The following is a 15,811-nucleotide window of genomic DNA, read 5'->3' on the forward strand; positions in this document are numbered from 1 at the left end:
GCAGGGGGTTTCAGTGGTCCGACCGTATGGTCAGGTGGTCGGCTCGGTCGGAGAGTCGGATAGGAACAGCGGGGTAGGTGGACCGATCCGCTTGGCCTCGGCCGGGTTGGACTGCAGCAGCGCGGCGTACATCTGCCGGTCCTGGGCGATGTGGATGTAGGCGAGCCGGTCGCGCTGCTGCAGCTCCTGGGACCGCGCGTCGGCGAGCCCCTGGTGGTAGGCGACCTGCTCGCGCAGGCTCGCCCGGACCGTGTCGACGCGCTCCTTGCGGGCCTCTCGCCGTTCGGTGACGAACTGCCGAACCGTCTTGGAAAACACCGCTAGCAGCGCTCCGAGCGCGGCTACAGCAGAGCCGAGCGCGAGTAGGTACGCCTCGAGGTCAACCCCGCCGATCACTGCCGAGCTCCCTTGCGGCGGTCGCGGGCGACCATGGCGTCCTGCATGTCCTGGGTGCGCCGCCAGGCGAGCAGCGCGTGCAACACGAACACGAGCAGCAGGCCGCCCGGGCCGCGCAACCCGTCCCACGGGAAGCTCGTCTCGGACAGGATCTGCCAGTACATGCCCGTCATCAGAGTCCCGTAGGTGAGGGCGAGCATCAGGTGTCCCAGCCAGCGCAGCAGCAGCCACCCGCCGGCCATCCCGACCGCGAGCACGGTGAGGCTCGCCACGATGAGCCACCCCCATCCTTGGATCGTGAGCAGCTGCTCGACGATCGCGTAGGTCGTGGAGGTGATCGGCGGGTCGGTCAGGTAGTCCAGGGCACGCTGCGAGGCCTGCACCATGGACGCGATGATCAGGACTCGGACGAACGCCGCGGGCAGGTCCCGGGTGCGGGACCCACCGCGCTGCCAGGTAATCGCACCGGCCCGCTTGCCGGTCACTGCGGGGCCTCGGCGGTGTCGGCGCGTGTGTGGTCCTTCACCCACGCCTGGGCGGCGGCGACGAGCTCGGTGGGGTCGCCGCCGGCGACGTCGTACTCGGCGAGGACTTTCTCGACCTGGGCGACGGCGCGGGCGCGGATGCCGCGTTTGCGGTTCTCTTGCTCGAGGGCTTCGGCGAGGGAGGCGAGGTCGGCGTCGCCGAGTTGGGTGGGGTCGATACCGGTGGGCATAGCGGTGGCTCCTATCGGGTGTAGGTGAGGCGCAGCAGCGGCCGGTTGGTGACCGTCGGATGAGCGTGGGAGGCGAAGTAGCCGTAGTTCGCTTGGGAGTTGTCGCCGGCGGGGCCGACGACGAAGCCCGTCTTCGAGCCGGAGAACCAGGACGTCGGCACGGTGACCCACAGGCCCTGCACCCGTGCCGTCCACTTCTTCGACACCACGGGTGTGCCGGTCACCGACGCCAGGGTTGACGGCAGGGTGGTGCCGTTCAGGGGCGTGAACCTCGCCCAGCCGCCGGTCGGCATATACCAGTGCAGCGACAGCATGTAGATCTCGGCCTTGGTGAGCGTCGCCCCGGACAGAGCCGAGGAGATGGTCTTGGCCTCGCCTTGGATTCCGTTGCCGTTGAACACGATTGCCGACCGGGCATTCCCGGTGGTGGACGAGTAGTACCCGGACGGGAGCAGGTTCTTGCCGGTGTAGAACGACGCCACTGAGCCGGACCCGTAGTAGCCCTGAGAGTCGCTGGCCCGCCAGATGGTGGTGTAGGTCTTCTTCGGCGGTGGCTGGGAGGACTGAGCGACCAGCGTGGCGGTGTCAGCCACCACGACGCCGGTGTCCTCGATGGTGCACCGCCAGTGCACCGCGGACCCGGCGCTGGTCATCGTGCAGTACTGCGCCGCGAGCGCGACCAGCAGTTTCACGTTGGTCGGTGACTGCACGTTCGGCATCCACTCGAACGAGATCTTGCCTGCCACTGGTGCCGCACTCGACCCGGTAGGGGTCGCGGCGGTGTGACTCACCAGCATGTCGTGCAGGCGGGTGCTGGACGTGGTCGGGTTGGCTGGCTCGGCAGCGGTGGCGTCGGCGCCGGTCCAGGTGACCTGGATCCCGGCGCGTGCCGGGGTGGACCCGCCGGTCAGGGAGGTGACGTAGTAGGCGTAGGGCATCGACACCCGGTAGGTGCGGCCGGGGAGCACCGTCGCGGAGATGAACCCCAGCCCGGCATACGCCAGGGACGACCCGCCCGTGGTCGAGAAGTTCTGGGTGGCGAGGCCGGCGTGGGCAAAGTCGGCGGTGGCGATGACGCCGCGGGGGAGCAGGTCGAGCCAGCCCACGTCGGAGTTGGCGTCGTTGAGTTGTCCGAGCAGCGGCATCCCGGCGATGACCGGGTCCTGTCGGATGAACGCGTCCTCCGCGGTGACGATCCCGTCCTGGGTGACCTCGAACACCGGCGGCGAGTTGGGCCCGGGGTAGATCGACAGGGTGTCGGGTGCGTCGGACCGACCGAGGTTGGTGGTGAGGTACTGGGAGCCGTCCTCAGCGACCTGGTAGGTGGAGAAGCCGGCCCCGTCCATGCGGGCGCACTTGGCGAGCCAGTCGCCGGATGTGATGCCGCCTTGGGAGGAGATGGCGATGGAGGCGTTGAGCCAGCCGCCGTTGATCTGGTCGGCGTTGATTTTCACGAACTGACCGGTCGCGGCCGCCACACTGCCGGCGTCGATCTGGTCGGCGGTGACCTTCTTCGCGGCGAACAGGTTGACCCACATCCGGTCGACGACCGCGGCGGCGAAGCTGCTGGTGTCGGTGACGGTGAGCTGGCCGACGTCGAGCTTCATGATCGCGCCGGTCGCGGCCGCCACGCTCTGCACGTCGATCTCGTTCGCCGTGATCTTGTTCGCGGTGAAGATGTCGGTGAACATCCGCGCCGCCACCGCGCTGGAGAAGGTGCCGGAGTTGGCGACGATCTGGTCGACGTTCAGCTTGATGAACGCGCCAGTTGCGGCGGCCACGGACTGCGCGTTGACCTTGGTCGCGTCGACCGCGCCGTCAGCGATCAGCACCGTGCCGACCGAGCCGTCGACCAGGATCGCGTTGGCCTGCACCGACTTTGCCTTCAGCCGCAACCCGTCGAGCTCGCCGTAGGTGCCGGTGCCGATCGCGATCTGCGGGACGTAGGTTTCGGAGATCCCGGACGGCTTCCAGCTGGTGCCGTCGGAGGTCCACGACGCGACAATGGTGGTCTTGTTGCCCGCCAGGACGTACTTGTTCCACACGTCGCCGGTCCGGGTGCCGGCCGCGGAGACGGGCGCGTCGGCGGTGGACCACAGGATCTGGTTCTTGCCCGAAGCGGTGGTCTGCGCGGCATCGGCAGTGACTTGCGCGGCGGTGAGGGTGGTCTTGATCTGGTCGACCGTGCCGCCCGGTTGGTACAGGTCCACCTGCGCTGCGGCGAGACCGGCCATCGCGTCGGAAATGGCGGTCTTGTTCGCCGCGATGTCCGCGAGCGCCTGAGTGATGCGGCCGTCGTTGGCGTCGAGTTCGGCCTGGGCGGCGGTCAGGCGTTGCTCGGCGTCGGCGAGGCGGGCACGGGCTGCCTCGAGGTCTTTGGTGAGCTGGGCGAAGATGGCCGGGTCGACCGCGGAGGTGACGGTCACCTTGGCGGGTCCGGCCGGGGGTGAGACCTTCCCGGCTTGGGAGCGGGCGACCAGCCACACCCACACCTCACCGGGCGCGGCCGCGAACGTCACAGACGCGCCGGCGGGCGCTTCGATGGTGCCGACCCGGGTTTGTGATCCGGGCCCGGTGTCGGGCAGGAGCACCGCGGCGGTGGTGGTGTGCACCTCGATGCGGGCGAGGTCCATCGGGGCGACAGCGCCACCGACGAAGGTGCCGTCCCAGGTGGCCGTGGCCGACAGTTGCCCGCCGGTCGCAGTCAAGCCCGCCGGGGCCGGTGGGGGTGGGCCGGCGAGGACGGCATTGGTGTGCGTGCCGTCGTGCTGCAGGCCCACGCGCAGGGTGAGTTGCCCGTCGCGGTCATAGGCCTCGATCGCGCCGTCCTCGATCGAGGATGCTGCGAGCTGGGGGGCGTTCTGGGCGGCCTGGGCCTTGCGGAGGTCGGCGATCTCGCGGGCGAGTCGGCGTACCCGCGGATCGGTCATGGTGCTGCCCTCTCCGATCGGGTGACGGTCAGGGTGGCGACGTCACCGGTGTCGGGGCTGATTTGGGTTTCCAGGACGCGCACCCACAGGTCGAGGCGGGAGGCCCACCCGGAGACGGCGCCGACCAGGCGGATCTGGTCGCCGGGCTGCCATGAGCCCAGCGGCGCGTTCGGGTGGTGGCGGACCACGAGTTGCTTGACGTCGCCGCGCACGTCTGGGGCGATCCGGGCGCCCTCGGTGGCGGCGGCCCGGTTGGCTGCGGCGGTGGTGCGCAGCAGCTTGTCGGTGACGACCTTCGGGCGGCGCAGCCTGGGGGAGTCGCCGCGCCAGGTGCCGCGGACCATGGCTCGGCCCTCGCCGGCGCCGAGGGTGATGATCTCGTCGGCATACTCCACGCCGCGCACCTCGACCGCGGGGACGACTTGCACGTTTTCCCCGACCACGAACCGCAAGTCCTCGCGGCGGCGCCCGATGCCGCCGTAGACGACATGCAGCGTGTGGGTCAGGTAGACCGTGCCGCCAGCGGTGATCCCGTCGGCGTCGCCCCAGGCGTGCTCCACCCAGTAGTCGAACCGGCCCAGCTGGGCCAGGTCGGCCCAGCGCTGACCCAGGTCGAAATCGGCGAACCACTCCAGCTTGTAGGGCTCCCAAGCCGACCCGTCGTCGGCGGCCTGGGGTTGTTCGTCGACGATGCGACCGAGGACCTCCCACCCGGCCGGCAGCGTCGCGGTCGTCTTGGTCTGCTCGGCCACCGCGCCGTCGCTGATCCGCCGGTACACGCACCGGGCGGTGCCGCTGATCGGTGAGAACGTGCGTGTGGCGACGCCGTAAGCGATCTTCTCCTCGGCGTCGGCGGTGGTCTTGGGCCAGGTGTAGCGGAACCGGGAGCCTTCCGGCAGCAGCGGGTACCCGGTGGAGCCGTTCCGGAGCATCGGCCACTGCTCGACCGGCAGCAGTCCGAGCCGGATCGGGGAGGTGGGCGGGTCGATGTCCAGGCGGATGCCGAGGTTGCCGCCCGGTTGGGACTGCACGTGGCCCCAGATCATCCCGGCGACCTTCAGCGGGTCGACCTGCACCAGGTTCGTGACGTCGCCGTACGGCATCCCGGACAGGTACCCGGTGAACCCGTCACAGGAAAGCTTCAGCGACGGGCCGTCGAGGTCGACGTCGACGACGATCCCGCCGGCACGGATCACCCCGTCGAGCTCGGCATACACCGCCGTCGACCACGGTACGAAGATCCCGTAATCCACCCCGGCCGCCCGGAGCCGGTCGTGCTCGACCGGGACCGTCGCGTCCAGGTTGTCCACCCCGGACAGCACCTGGGAGATCTGCACGTCCTTCAGCGGCAGGTCGCCGGCCAGGTAGGTCTCGGTGCCGTCACCATTGAGGCGGGTCGCGAAGTACCGCCACCCGGCCATCAGTCAGCGGTCTCCTTGAACTCCAGGTCCAGCACGGACCCGGACCAGTTGTCGGCCTTCAACCCGAGCACCGACGTGCTGTTGCGGTGGCCCTGCATCTGGAAGCTGACGTTCTGCACGCCCCGATACTTCGGCGGGATGTACATCTCCTCCGCCACCGTTACCGACATACGGGAAGCGTTGGTGGCGGCGACGTTGTCGAACGCGAAGGTTTGGGTGTGCTGCTCGAAATCGGTGCCGGTCCAGTCACCCCACCCCACCCACAGGGAGCCCTGGCAGTTGCCGGCCGGGGCGATCATCTGCAGCCAGTCAGCGCGGATCGCCACCCGGGTCGCCCACGAGGGGATGTCCACCCGGCGGCCGCCGCCCTGATTCGGGAAGTACTCGGTCGTGGTCGCGGTGAGGGTTTCGATGCCGGCCGCCGTGTTCGGGTTCGGCAGCAGCACCCTTTCCTTGCGCGGGCGAGCCAAGGTCCGCAGGTCGGTGATCATCGCGCCCGTGATTGCCCCTGTCGAGGCGGGGATGGTGATCTTTGCCAGCGGCACGAACGGGTACGGCAGCCCGGTGATCGAGCCGACGCGCTGCAGCGAGCAGTACAGCGCCGCGAGCGGGTCCGCTGGTGCCTGGGAGTTGTCGAAGTGCCAGTCGTCGATCTTCAAGATGACGTAGTCGGTGCGCCCACCAGACGACCCGGTGGCCGGGATCGACACCTGCACCGTGGCGTCATTGATCGCCGCATACGACTGCGACGCCGGCGCCCCCGAGAACCGGTTCGCCAGCAGCGCGCCACCAGGGCCGACGTTCACCGCAGCGCCCGGCGTCGACAACGCCGACACCCGAAGGTCGCTGCTGGTGACGATCCCGTTCGCGCCGCCCGTGGCAGCCCACAGCACCATCCGCAGCATCGACGCGGGAACGCGGCCGCCGTCGACGGCATACGCGGGAATCAGTGCCATGGCGTAACTCCTTGTCAGACAACAAGATTCAGAGGTTTCAGCAGGGGATGGTGTCGCGCCACGCGAACGTGGCCCGCGCCGTGTTGGACGGGTCCGACCCGTCGAACCCGAGGATCTGCGCACCAGGGTTCAGCCGCGCATCGAGGCGGTCACGCGGTCCGATCAGCCCCGGTGAGGACGCCCCGTTCACCGTCACCATCTGAGTGCGGGTATCGATCACGACCGTCTGGTCATACGCCACCGGCTTCGTGAGGCTGATCGACCAGCCCGGCCCATACACCCGCGCCTGCGACAGGGCACCCGTCACCGGGCCCCGGATCGTCACCGTGAAACACGCCGGAACCGTGCCACCGACCGTCGCCGTGCCCTGCCGGGTCTGTGACCCCGGCCGCAACTCAAACGGCACCACCGCCGGCAACACCAGACCGCCGTCACTCGAGGCCTCCAGCAGCTGTGCCGTCACCTGATTCAGCTGGTCATACTCGACCGTCGGCGCCGCGAGCTTGAACGAGCCGACGGCCTCGGTGTACGTATCGTCAGCGCGCTCGGACGGTTTGAGCCCGAACCCTCGAGGCCGGCCCCACACCCGATAGACACGCCCGGCCCGCTGAAACACCAGCGAGCTCAACGCACCCGGCGTCGATCGCACCCGGTCCGCGCGCCACGCGGCCGCCAGCCGAGCCTGGATCGCCCACATGTCGCCCGGACCGCCGGTCATCTCGGCGCGAAGGTCGCGGATCCCCAGGGTGAACTGGATACTCGGCCCGGTCAGGAAGTCCCGACCGAACCAGGTCGCGTCCGCGACCGGGTTCTCAACATCCTGAGCTCGAGTGTCAGCCGACCCGGGGTCCATACCACCGGTCAAGATCACCACGTCGTGCGCCTCGGTGCCGAACTCGAACGACCCGTCGAGAATGTGCGTGCCGTCGATCACCCGGCCACCCCCGCATACCGGCCCGCCCGGTCCGCCCGGCGCAGCTCGAGCAGGACCTTGTCGGCGAGGTCACCAGCGGAGTCCATCGGCACACCGTGGAAGCTAAGCGTCGGGCCAGCCGCCGCGGCGCCCTGTGGCTGCAACTGCACCGACTCCTGGTGGGAGTAGACACGCTCACCGCCACCGAAATCGACCAGTTCCCAACCGTTTTCGCCGACCACAGACAAGCCGCGCTGCGCACGGCGCGTGCCGGCGGCATACCCGTGACCGCGACCGATCGCGCCGAGCATCTCCGTCACGCCATACCGATTCTTGGCGTAGTTCATCGCGGCGAGCATGTTGTCGAAGCCACGCATGATCTGGTCGAAGCCCTTGAAGTGATATGCCGCGAAGGTCGGCGGGATCACCTGCAGCAGGCCGCGGGCGAGGTTGCCCGATCGTGAGTTCACGTCGACGATGCCCTGGATCGCCTTCTCGTTACCACCGGATTCGGTGTTGATCTGCCGCAGCCACGCGCTCACGTACGCCTCGCTGGTCGGCAACCCGTTCATCGCCAGCGAGCGGCGCACCAGTGGCGCCCACCGGCCCACGGCGGTGCCTGCGATCGCCGAGTCGTCCAGGGACACGTTCCCGGTCGAGGCGTCGGTGAACATCGAGGTGACCAGGTCGAAGCCCTTCGATACCGCCGACCCGACGAGTTTCTTCGCCAGCCCGGACAGGAGGGTGCCGGTAAATGACCCAGGGAACCGCGAGACGAGTCCGGACAGCGGCCCGGTGAGGATGTTCTTGATCGCGTCGAACGGGTTCGGGATCGAAAAGCCGCCGGTCGCGGTGCCGGTGCCGGTCATGTTGCCGCCACCCTGGCCGTTGTATGACCCGCCGGCGGCGAGTACCGACTGGGCCGGGCCGATGTGCAGGTGGTCGAAGTGGCCCGGGACGCGCCACATCGTGCCGAACCCGGCCTTCCACACCGTCGACAGGATCGCGTCCATCTTCGCCGGCTCCTGCGAGGTCGGCGACCAGTTCACGTCCAAGGCGTTGCCGCGGTAGTGGTCAGAGTTGTTGCGGTGCACGGGGTGGACCGGGCCGAACGGGCCCGGCCCCTCCTGCACGGTGAAGCCGAGGCGGCGCAGCAGGAACCCCAGGTTGATCAGCCGATCCTGGAACGGGGTGAAACCGCCCGAACCGCCGCCGACGATGCCGCCCAGCGCGAACCCCTCGAAACGCTCCCGGAACTCCGTCATCGACCGGCCCGCCATCGCCCACTTGTTCGCGGCGAGTAGGCGGGTGCGCTCGTAAGGGTCGCGGAGCATCTCCGAGACGGAAACGCCCTCGCCGCGGCGCAGGGTCGCGAGCTGGTCGTCGCCGTCGCGCCAGGACGAGGTGCCCGGCAAGATGCCCCCGCGAGCATACCCGGGGATCACCGGGATGCTGGGCAGGGTCAGCCCGAAGGGGCTCGCGAGCTTGTTGAACCCGGCAATGAACGGGTCGTTGATGATCCGGATCACAGCGTTGATCGGGGTCGCGGTGAGCTTCTTCAGCCCATCCCAGATGCGGCCCACCGCGGCGACCGCGGTCGAGAACACCTTCTGCAGGCCCTCCTTGCCGAGGATCCGCTCGATGACCGTCTTCGCCGCGTCGACCGGGTCGGTGAGGAGCTTCTTCAGCCCGTCCCACTCGCGCTTGAATGCGCCGACCACCCAGCTCTTCGCCGACGTGAACTTGCTGGTGATCTGGTCCCACCACCACACGATCGAGGCCTTGGCCTGCTCGAGCGGCCAGACGAGCACAGCCTTCGCGCCACGCCACGCAGCCGAGAACGCTCCGGACACCCAGCTCTTCGCCGACGTGAACTTGCTGGTGATCTGGTCCCACCACCACACGATCGAGGCCTTGGCCTGCTCGAGCGGCCAGACGAGCACAGCCTTCGCGCCACGCCACGCAGCCGAGAACGCTCCGGACACCCAGCTCTTCGCCGACGTGAACTTCGATGTGATGGAGTCCCAGTGCCCTCTAATGGCCAACCAGGCCCACCCGACTGGACCGGTGAGGATCCCCAGAATCGTCTGCCAGTTGGCCGAGAAGGTCGTCTTGACCCAGGTCCACGCGGTGGAGAACTTGGTGGTGATCGAGTCCCAGCCGCTGGCGAGCTTGTCCTTCGCGGCGATGAAACCGCCTGAGATCTTGTCCCACACGCCCTTGATGCCTGGCCACAAAGTGCCCGACATCCAGTTCCACACGAATTGTGCTGCGCCCCTGATGCCGTTCCAGGCGCCGGTGACGATGTTGCGGAAGGTCTCTGAGCGCTTCCACAGCAGGACGAACACGGCGGCCAGGGCGAGGCCGGCGACAACGGCCAGGCCGATCGGATTGAGGGCCATCGTCCCGTTCAGGATGGCCTGGGCAATCTGCCAGGCCTTGGTGACAGCAGTGACGACCCGGGTGACCGTGGTGTAGGTCTTGATGGCCGCGGCAAGGCCGAGAACCACGCCAGCGACGGGTAGGAGGACGCCCTTCCACCGGTCGAAGTTGTCGACGATCGTCAGCGCGGTGGAGGCGATGGGCGCGAGGGCATCCCCGAGCCGCTTCCCGGCCGCCATGAGGACCGGTGCGAGCTTGTCGCGGAAGAAGCCGAGGAACTTGGTGAGCGCCGGGAGCAGGGCGTTACCGACCTGAACCTTGAGCCCATCCATGGCCGCAGAGAACTGGCGCTGTGCAACCGCAGCCTTCTTGACGGCGTCAGCCTGCTTCGACCCGACGGTCGTGCCGAATTTGTCCGACTGCTTCATCAGGTCGGCGATGCCAGCCTTCCCCTTGTCGAGGAAGGGAATCATCCCGAGACCGGCCTTACCAAACAGCTTCAGCGCAAGCGCCGACTTGTCCGCGCCGGCGGGCATCGACTTGAACTTGTCGGCGATGTCAGGCAGGAGCTCAGCCATGGAGCGGGTCTTGCCCTGGGCGTCCTTCGTTGAAATGCCTAGTGCCGCAAGCGCTTTCGCTCCAGGACCAGCTTTGCCACCGACTTCGCCGATGTTCTTGGACAGGATGCCCATCGATTTCGCCATCAGCGCCGTGTCGACGCCGGACTGTTGCGCGGCGAAGTTGAGCCGTGAGGCGTCCTCGACCGTGCCGCCGATGACACGCCGCAGCCCGGTCGCCGCACCAGTAGTCGCCTTCAGCTGGTCGATGGATGACTTGGCGAAGCCGAGCAGTCCGCCGCCGGCGAGCAGTCCGCCCAGTCCGACTGCACCGGAGAGCTTCGACAGCTGCCCGGTCACGCTGGATGCGAAGCGGGAGCCCGCGGTCTTGCCGTCAGCACCGGCGATCGCCTTCGCGCGAGCGAACAGCCCGCGCATGCTGGTGTCGAGCCGCCCGCTTTTGACCTTGGCCTCAACGCCGCCCGCGAACCGTGACCCCGTGGACTGCCCTTCGGCGGTAGCGCGTGAGGACGCGGAGCGAAGGGCGGTAGCGACTGCAGGGCCGAGACGACCGCGCATTTGACCCTCGACCGCGGCCGAGAAGTCGCGTCCGCCGGTCTGGCCCGCCGTTGTGAGTGCTGAGCCGGCGCGCCGGCCACCCTCGCTGGCGCCGCGCTGCAGCCCGTTGGAGATTGCCTGCGACATTGTCGCGGCGGCGCGGTTCGCGCCGGGCTCGACAGCGCGGGTGAGGGCGCCCGCCTCGAGCTGGGGGACCAGGGTCAGGAATGACCGGAGGATCTCCGACATGGGCGCACCCCTTTCCCTACGCGGTCACGGTCTGGCCTTCATCGGTGTCGGCCGGCGGTAGGGCCCGGTGCGCCGCGAGGATGCGGCCCAGCTGCTGCACCGTTACGGCGCGATCGCCGTGACGCTTGGGTTCGGGCTCGATGTCCCACGGCATCCGGGGGCGGGCTTGCTCGATGTTCTTGAACCCCAGGCCCTGGATCAGGCGCAGAATGCCGAGGCTGGCCAGCAGGTAGTCACGGGAGGCGCGAAACGCCCACCCGGCGGCATGCTGGTGCAGGCGGCACCCGGGTGTCTCCTGCAGGTCCTCGACCAGCGCGACGGCCTCGCGCCACGGCAGCGCTTCCGTGCCGGCATGTTCGATCGAGCAGTGAAAGGTCTCGCGCAGGTCAGCGGCGAGCGCCCGGTAATGCTCCTCCTTCAGTCGGAGGAGCCAGAGGATTTCCCCACCGAGGCGCCCTCGACGTCAGCGGACTCGAACCAGTCACCAACAATGGCGACGTACTCCTCCCACGGCAGGGCGAGCAGCTGAGCTTTGGCGACGGGCTCGATGTTGGACTGCTCGAGCGCGAACGCGGTGAGGCGGGACTGCATCTGAATGTCGGAGGGGTTCAACATCATCTCGTGGATAGCCGAACCAGGAACCTTCCGCATTGCTTCGGTGGCGTCGGGGATGGTGTAGGTGTTGCCGTCTGCGCCGGTGAAGGTGAAATCGTCGTTTTCCTGGCCGGTCTGCTTGGCCTGGTGATCGGTGGGGCGGGGCGCGTTGTCCGGGACGGGCGCGGGGGTGCGGTTCGTCTTGTTTGCCATTGCGGGTCTGCTCCTTGGAGTGGTCGGTGCGGGTCGATGTGATGGGGAGACCTCCGGGCCCGCGACCCGCACTGACCTCGGGCCCGGAGGGGTTTAGGGGGTTATGCCGCGTTCTTCAGCGCGGTGTCGAACGTCTTGGCGTTGCCGCCGAGGGCGTTGTCGTAGTACGCGGTCACGGTGACCTCGTAGCCGTACTCGTCACCGTTGTTGTAGGTGAGAGCGGTGGTGTCGGTGACCTCGCCCTGCGGGATCCAGATGCGGCGCAGGTTGCCTCCGTCGAGCACGTCGATCAGGAAGCACTTGCGGCCACCGGTCGCGGTCGGGTCGTTCACGAAGCTGCCCTCGGTCGCGGTCTGGGTGACCGTGGTGCCCCAGAACAGGGCCGTGGTTTCGGCGGTGGTCTCGATGAGCCGGAACTTGTAGGTCAGGGTGCCGTCGGTGACGAGGGTGCGCACGGTGGCGCCCTTCTGCCAGGCCTTGATGACCTTCGTCGACTTGTTCGGGTCCTCGGTGACGCCCTTGTCGTCGACGTAGCCGAGGCCCTTCATCCCGGTCGGGACCGGTCCCGTGGTGCCCGTTGGCGGGGTGGTGCTGGTGGGTCCGACGTTGACCTCACCGGTCACGCCCACGCGCACGTTGCCTGAATTCAGCATGGTGGATTCCTTTCAGCCCGTAGGCGATCGGTCCGCTGAGTGCGCAGCCGGACGAGTGACCGGTGGTCGGTCAGTCGGTGGTGGAGGTGGAGGGGTTCTCGGAGCCGTCGCCGGTCTCCGCGTCTTGGGAGGTCGCGTCGGCGTCGCCGGTCGCGGAGCCGTCGGAGGCGACGATGCGCTCACCTTCGGCCGGGTCGGTGCCGCCCTCTTCGCCGGCGGGCACCCACCCGTCGCCGCGCAACAGGGCGACGTCCTGCGGCCGCGCGCTGATGGTGTTGCCGGTGAGCGGGTGCGTCAGGTCGACGGTGTCCGGTTCGGTCTGGTCGTCGGCGGGCTTGGTGGCGGCGGTCTTGCGTGCCATGCGTTACTCCTTCTCGGTGCCGCGGATGAGCAGCTCGACCCACTGCACCCGCATCGGTTTGCCTGACTCGTCCTCGGCCGAGGACGGTCCACCCAGGTCCGCCCAACCGCAGATCGGCGGGACGTTCCGGGAGTCGTAAATGAGGGCCTCGACCAGGCCGGCCAGGTCGGTCGCTTCCCCCTCGGAGCGCGCCCAGGTCCTGATCCGCATGCGGCACCGCCAGATCCCAGGGGCCATGCGAGTCCCGCCGTCACGGTTGATCACGACCATCCGGGCCGGCATCGGGTTCGGCACACGAATGTCGACACCAGCCTGGGCGTACACCTCGGGGCGGTCCGCGAGCCGGTCGGCGAGGACGGTGGTGAGGACCTGCTCGGCGTCCGGCGGGATGAGAAGCGCCATCAGGCTTCCCGAGCCGCGTCGAGCGCTCGGGCGAGGTTTCCGGTGCGCGCCTCAATCACCATCGTGTAGGCCACGCTGGAGCCCACACGCACCGTCTTGTGACCCGTCGAGGCGTCCCGGGCGACCTGCACGTCGATACCGTCCCGGTAGGCGCCGGAGAGCACCGGCGCGGTGGTGCGAGCCCGGGCGGCGACCTTCTCCCCGACAACAGTGGCCAGCTTGATCGCGTCGGTGTCGAGGAACCGCTGCAGAGCTTGCTCATCTACCTCGACGCGAGCAGACGGTCTCGCCATCCCGGGTCACCCCTCCGTGCGCGTCAGCTCGGCGACCAGGTGCGGGCGGCGACCCTCACGGTTGCGCAACACCTGACCCACCTCGAAGGTCGCGCCTGCGAACTCGACCCGGTCGTGAGAAGTCAGGTCGGCGTCCCCGCGACGACGCAGCACCCACTTCGCGGTCTGAGCGTCACGACGGAAGGTGTCTTCCGCGCCGGTTTCAGGCTGGATGGAGCAGTGCCGGATGCGGGCCCGGGAGGCGTTATCCCAGTCGGGTTCGCTCGGCCCATTGCCGTAGCGGCTGCGGACCCGGCCGGCGCGCACCCGGACCACGGTGGCCTTGTACGTGGTCGGCATTCAGCACCACCCGCGCAAACGGCGCGGCGGCTCCAGATCGGTGGGCCACGGTCCAGGGCAGGGGAAGTCACCCACCGGGGCGGCGACCTGGGGTGCGGTGGGGACCTTGGCGGCCCACCGGGCGGCCCGGGCCAGGATCGCCTCGCGGCGCTGCTCGGTGTAGGCGTTGGTGACCCGGTCAGTGCCTGCGGCCGCGGCCGCGGCCGGGTTCTCGTAGGCGATCGCGGCGAGCTCGAGCGCCCAGGAGAACACCTGCGGCGGGAGCCGGTCGGGAAAAGTGGTGAGCCCGGTCGCGTCCAACAGCCACCCGGTCACCACCGCCTCGATCACCGTGTAGGTGCCGGTGGTCAGCTCCGCCGACCCGGCCTCGTCGACGTCACCGCCTGTCTCAACGGTGTTGTCCTCTTTGCCCGGGTCGTGGGTGACCTGCAGGTAGTGGGCAAGCTGGTCGATCGTGAACAGCGACACCGTGATTCACCCGCCCTCACCGCGTGGAAGTTGGTGGTGAGGGCCCCGCACCAGCGTGCAGGGCCCTCACCCCGTGCTGGCCTCAATCGGCCTGGGAATCCCCCGAGTCGGAGCCGGTGGCCGGCGACGACGCGTCGGTCTGCGCGCCGGCGGCCAGGACCACGGCGCGCACGTCGTCGACCTTGGTCGCCTTGCCCAGGTCGATGCCGTGCTCGGTGGCGTAGACCTTCAGCTGCGCGAGCGTCATCGCGTCCGGGGTGACGTCGACGGCGGGCTTGCCCTCCGCGTCGCCACCGGTCGGGGTGTTCGAGGACCGGCTCCGGGTCTTCTCGACCAGGCCGGCGTCGACGAGGTCGCGGATCTTGTCCTTGCTGACGAACTCCGGCAGCTCGGCGCCCTTGCGGAGCAGCTGCTGCTGGCCGGCGTCGTTCACCACGGCGATCATGTCCGCCGTCACCCGGGCGCCCATCAGTTGCCCGCCCCGGTGATCTTGCGGCCAGCGCCCGGTTCGACCACGACCGGGACGGTGTCACGCCGAGCACGCAGCCGGTACCGCTCGGGCACCTCTTCGTTGATCGACTTGACCAGCACCGCAGCGGTGCCCTCGCCGGCGGCCGAGGTGTACCCCGGGTCGCTGGTCGGCTCGTCGGCCATGCCACCCAGGGCGCTGGAGTCCTCCACGAGGACCGTGCCCGGCAGGGCGTGCGGAGACGCCAGCCAGGTCAGACCCATGATGCTCGGGAACGAACCGGTCAGGATGGGGTTCTGGGAGGCGGCCTCCCGGGGCAGGTACCCGGCGCGCACGAACGACAGCATCACGTTCGTGTAGGTGCGGGTGTCGAGCACGACCTGGTCGGCGACGAAGCCCTTGCCCTCCAGGTCGATATCGTCGGCGGCGCGTCGGATCGCGCCCGTGACGGTGTCAGCCGACACCGTTGCGTCCCATGGCGTGGACAGGTTGGTGAACGTGGGCACCACCGAAGCGACGACCCCGAGGGCGACCTTGTCGACCTTCATGACGTTCTGGTTCGCCAGCCGGTTCAGGGCACGGTTCACCGGGTCGATCCGCATCCGGTTGATCGACTTGTAGGTGACCAGGGCGTCCTGGCCCCAGGACGTCGCCGGCAGCGTGGTCAGCGCGCCACCGCCGAGCTGCACGATCGGGTACTCCGATCCTGCGACGATCTCGCGGGGCTCCTCATTGGTGCCGAGCGGCTCGTCGGACTCGAACGCGATCGCGCCACCCACCGCGGAGTAGCGGCCGGTGAGAATCGCGTCGGCGATATAGCGCTGCTTCAACAGCGACTGCATGCGCCGGGAGATCAGGGTGGGTGACTTCAGCAGCCGGTGCACGACGAGCGCGTCGTCGACCACCTTCGCCGGAGCCGCGGGGTAGGTGTAGGTAGGCATG

17 protein-coding genes are annotated in these 15,811 nt (G+C 68.8%); all 17 read right to left on the reverse strand.

Annotated elements, in window-relative coordinates; translation table 11 throughout:
* Nucleotides 1-30: 30 nt before the first annotated feature.
* The 17 genes from G9U51_RS08250 to G9U51_RS08330 all read right to left on the reverse strand — a co-directional run bounded on the left by G9U51_RS08250 (nucleotide 31) and on the right by G9U51_RS08330 (nucleotide 15,810).
* Nucleotides 31-396: a hypothetical protein gene (locus G9U51_RS08250; RefSeq protein ID WP_166195881.1), complete on the reverse strand. Its 366-nt coding sequence runs from the start codon at nucleotides 394-396 to the stop codon at nucleotides 31-33.
* On the reverse strand, nucleotides 393-881 hold the full coding sequence (locus tag G9U51_RS08255) for a hypothetical protein (RefSeq protein ID WP_166195883.1): 489 nt from the start codon (nucleotides 879-881) through the stop codon (nucleotides 393-395). The genes G9U51_RS08250 and G9U51_RS08255 overlap by 4 nt, the downstream gene beginning before the upstream one ends.
* Entirely contained in the window at nucleotides 878-1,111 is a 234-nt protein-coding gene (locus tag G9U51_RS08260; RefSeq protein WP_166195885.1) for a hypothetical protein, read from the reverse strand. The genes G9U51_RS08255 and G9U51_RS08260 overlap by 4 nt, the downstream gene beginning before the upstream one ends.
* Before the next feature lie 11 nt (nucleotides 1,112-1,122).
* Entirely contained in the window at nucleotides 1,123-4,041 is a 2,919-nt protein-coding gene (locus G9U51_RS08265; RefSeq protein WP_166195889.1) for a phage tail protein, read from the reverse strand.
* Nucleotides 4,038-5,462, reverse strand: a complete 1,425-nt coding sequence (locus G9U51_RS08270; RefSeq protein WP_166195891.1) for a hypothetical protein — start codon at nucleotides 5,460-5,462, stop codon at nucleotides 4,038-4,040. The genes G9U51_RS08265 and G9U51_RS08270 overlap by 4 nt, the downstream gene beginning before the upstream one ends.
* Nucleotides 5,462-6,418, reverse strand: coding sequence for a hypothetical protein (locus G9U51_RS08275; RefSeq protein ID WP_166195893.1), 957 nt, complete (start codon nucleotides 6,416-6,418; stop codon nucleotides 5,462-5,464). Before G9U51_RS08275 ends, G9U51_RS08270 begins: the two co-directional genes overlap by 1 nt.
* Before the next feature lie 37 nt (nucleotides 6,419-6,455).
* On the reverse strand, nucleotides 6,456-7,352 hold the full coding sequence (locus tag G9U51_RS08280; RefSeq protein WP_166195895.1) for a hypothetical protein: 897 nt from the start codon (nucleotides 7,350-7,352) through the stop codon (nucleotides 6,456-6,458).
* Nucleotides 7,349-11,077 carry a hypothetical protein gene (locus G9U51_RS08285; RefSeq protein ID WP_166195897.1) on the reverse strand — a complete coding sequence of 1,243 codons (3,729 nt, stop codon included), beginning with the start codon at nucleotides 11,075-11,077 and terminating at the stop codon, nucleotides 7,349-7,351. The genes G9U51_RS08280 and G9U51_RS08285 overlap by 4 nt, the downstream gene beginning before the upstream one ends.
* A gap of 417 nt (nucleotides 11,078-11,494) precedes the next feature.
* The gene (locus G9U51_RS08290; RefSeq protein WP_166195899.1) at nucleotides 11,495-11,884 is read right to left on the reverse strand and encodes a hypothetical protein; all 390 of its coding nucleotides are present in this window, start codon (nucleotides 11,882-11,884) and stop codon (nucleotides 11,495-11,497) included.
* A 101-nt stretch (nucleotides 11,885-11,985) separates the two neighbouring features.
* Nucleotides 11,986-12,537 carry a phage tail tube protein gene (locus tag G9U51_RS08295; protein WP_166195901.1) on the reverse strand — a complete coding sequence of 184 codons (552 nt, stop codon included), beginning with the start codon at nucleotides 12,535-12,537 and terminating at the stop codon, nucleotides 11,986-11,988.
* 70 nt (nucleotides 12,538-12,607) lie between these two features.
* Nucleotides 12,608-12,898: a hypothetical protein gene (locus tag G9U51_RS08300; RefSeq protein WP_166195903.1), complete on the reverse strand. Its 291-nt coding sequence runs from the start codon at nucleotides 12,896-12,898 to the stop codon at nucleotides 12,608-12,610.
* Nucleotides 12,899-12,901: 3 nt separating this feature from the next.
* A complete protein-coding gene (locus G9U51_RS08305) occupies nucleotides 12,902-13,300 on the reverse strand; it encodes a hypothetical protein (RefSeq protein ID WP_166195905.1) in 399 nt (132 codons plus the stop codon).
* On the reverse strand, nucleotides 13,300-13,593 hold the full coding sequence (locus G9U51_RS08310; protein ID WP_166195907.1) for an HK97 gp10 family phage protein: 294 nt from the start codon (nucleotides 13,591-13,593) through the stop codon (nucleotides 13,300-13,302). Before G9U51_RS08310 ends, G9U51_RS08305 begins: the two co-directional genes overlap by 1 nt.
* 6 nt (nucleotides 13,594-13,599) lie before the next feature.
* Nucleotides 13,600-13,932 carry a hypothetical protein gene (locus G9U51_RS08315; protein WP_166195909.1) on the reverse strand — a complete coding sequence of 111 codons (333 nt, stop codon included), beginning with the start codon at nucleotides 13,930-13,932 and terminating at the stop codon, nucleotides 13,600-13,602.
* Nucleotides 13,933-14,400 (reverse strand): hypothetical protein, encoded by a 468-nt coding sequence (locus tag G9U51_RS08320; RefSeq protein WP_166195911.1) that lies wholly within the window; start codon nucleotides 14,398-14,400, stop codon nucleotides 13,933-13,935.
* An 82-nt stretch (nucleotides 14,401-14,482) separates the two neighbouring features.
* The gene (locus tag G9U51_RS08325; RefSeq protein WP_166195913.1) at nucleotides 14,483-14,845 is read right to left on the reverse strand and encodes a hypothetical protein; all 363 of its coding nucleotides are present in this window, start codon (nucleotides 14,843-14,845) and stop codon (nucleotides 14,483-14,485) included.
* Nucleotides 14,846-14,868: 23 nt separating this feature from the next.
* The gene (locus G9U51_RS08330) at nucleotides 14,869-15,810 is read right to left on the reverse strand and encodes a phage major capsid protein (RefSeq protein ID WP_166195915.1); all 942 of its coding nucleotides are present in this window, start codon (nucleotides 15,808-15,810) and stop codon (nucleotides 14,869-14,871) included.
* Nucleotide 15,811 lies beyond the last annotated feature (1 nt).

Origin of the sequence: Metallococcus carri (assembly GCF_011440275.1) — a bacterium.
In the GTDB taxonomy this organism is placed as follows: Bacteria; Actinomycetota; Actinomycetes; order Actinomycetales; family Dermatophilaceae; genus Metallococcus; species Metallococcus carri.

Coding starts and splice junctions, on each gene's coding strand:
- G9U51_RS08260 (WP_166195885.1), bottom strand. CDS start 1,111: ATGCCCACCGGTATCGACCCCACCCAACTCGGCGACGCCGACCTCGCC.
- G9U51_RS08265 (WP_166195889.1), bottom strand. CDS start 4,041: ATGACCGATCCGCGGGTACGCCGACTCGCCCGCGAGATCGCCGACCTC.
- G9U51_RS08270 (WP_166195891.1), bottom strand. CDS start 5,462: ATGGCCGGGTGGCGGTACTTCGCGACCCGCCTCAATGGTGACGGCACC.
- G9U51_RS08275 (WP_166195893.1), bottom strand. CDS start 6,418: ATGGCACTGATTCCCGCGTATGCCGTCGACGGCGGCCGCGTTCCCGCG.
- G9U51_RS08285 (WP_166195897.1), bottom strand. CDS start 11,077: ATGTCGGAGATCCTCCGGTCATTCCTGACCCTGGTCCCCCAGCTCGAG.
- G9U51_RS08290 (WP_166195899.1), bottom strand. CDS start 11,884: ATGGCAAACAAGACGAACCGCACCCCCGCGCCCGTCCCGGACAACGCG.
- G9U51_RS08295 (WP_166195901.1), bottom strand. CDS start 12,537: ATGCTGAATTCAGGCAACGTGCGCGTGGGCGTGACCGGTGAGGTCAAC.
- G9U51_RS08300 (WP_166195903.1), bottom strand. CDS start 12,898: ATGGCACGCAAGACCGCCGCCACCAAGCCCGCCGACGACCAGACCGAA.
- G9U51_RS08305 (WP_166195905.1), bottom strand. CDS start 13,300: ATGGCGCTTCTCATCCCGCCGGACGCCGAGCAGGTCCTCACCACCGTC.
- G9U51_RS08310 (WP_166195907.1), bottom strand. CDS start 13,593: ATGGCGAGACCGTCTGCTCGCGTCGAGGTAGATGAGCAAGCTCTGCAG.
- G9U51_RS08315 (WP_166195909.1), bottom strand. CDS start 13,932: ATGCCGACCACGTACAAGGCCACCGTGGTCCGGGTGCGCGCCGGCCGG.
- G9U51_RS08325 (WP_166195913.1), bottom strand. CDS start 14,845: ATGATCGCCGTGGTGAACGACGCCGGCCAGCAGCAGCTGCTCCGCAAG.
- G9U51_RS08330 (WP_166195915.1), bottom strand. CDS start 15,810: ATGCCTACCTACACCTACCCCGCGGCTCCGGCGAAGGTGGTCGACGAC.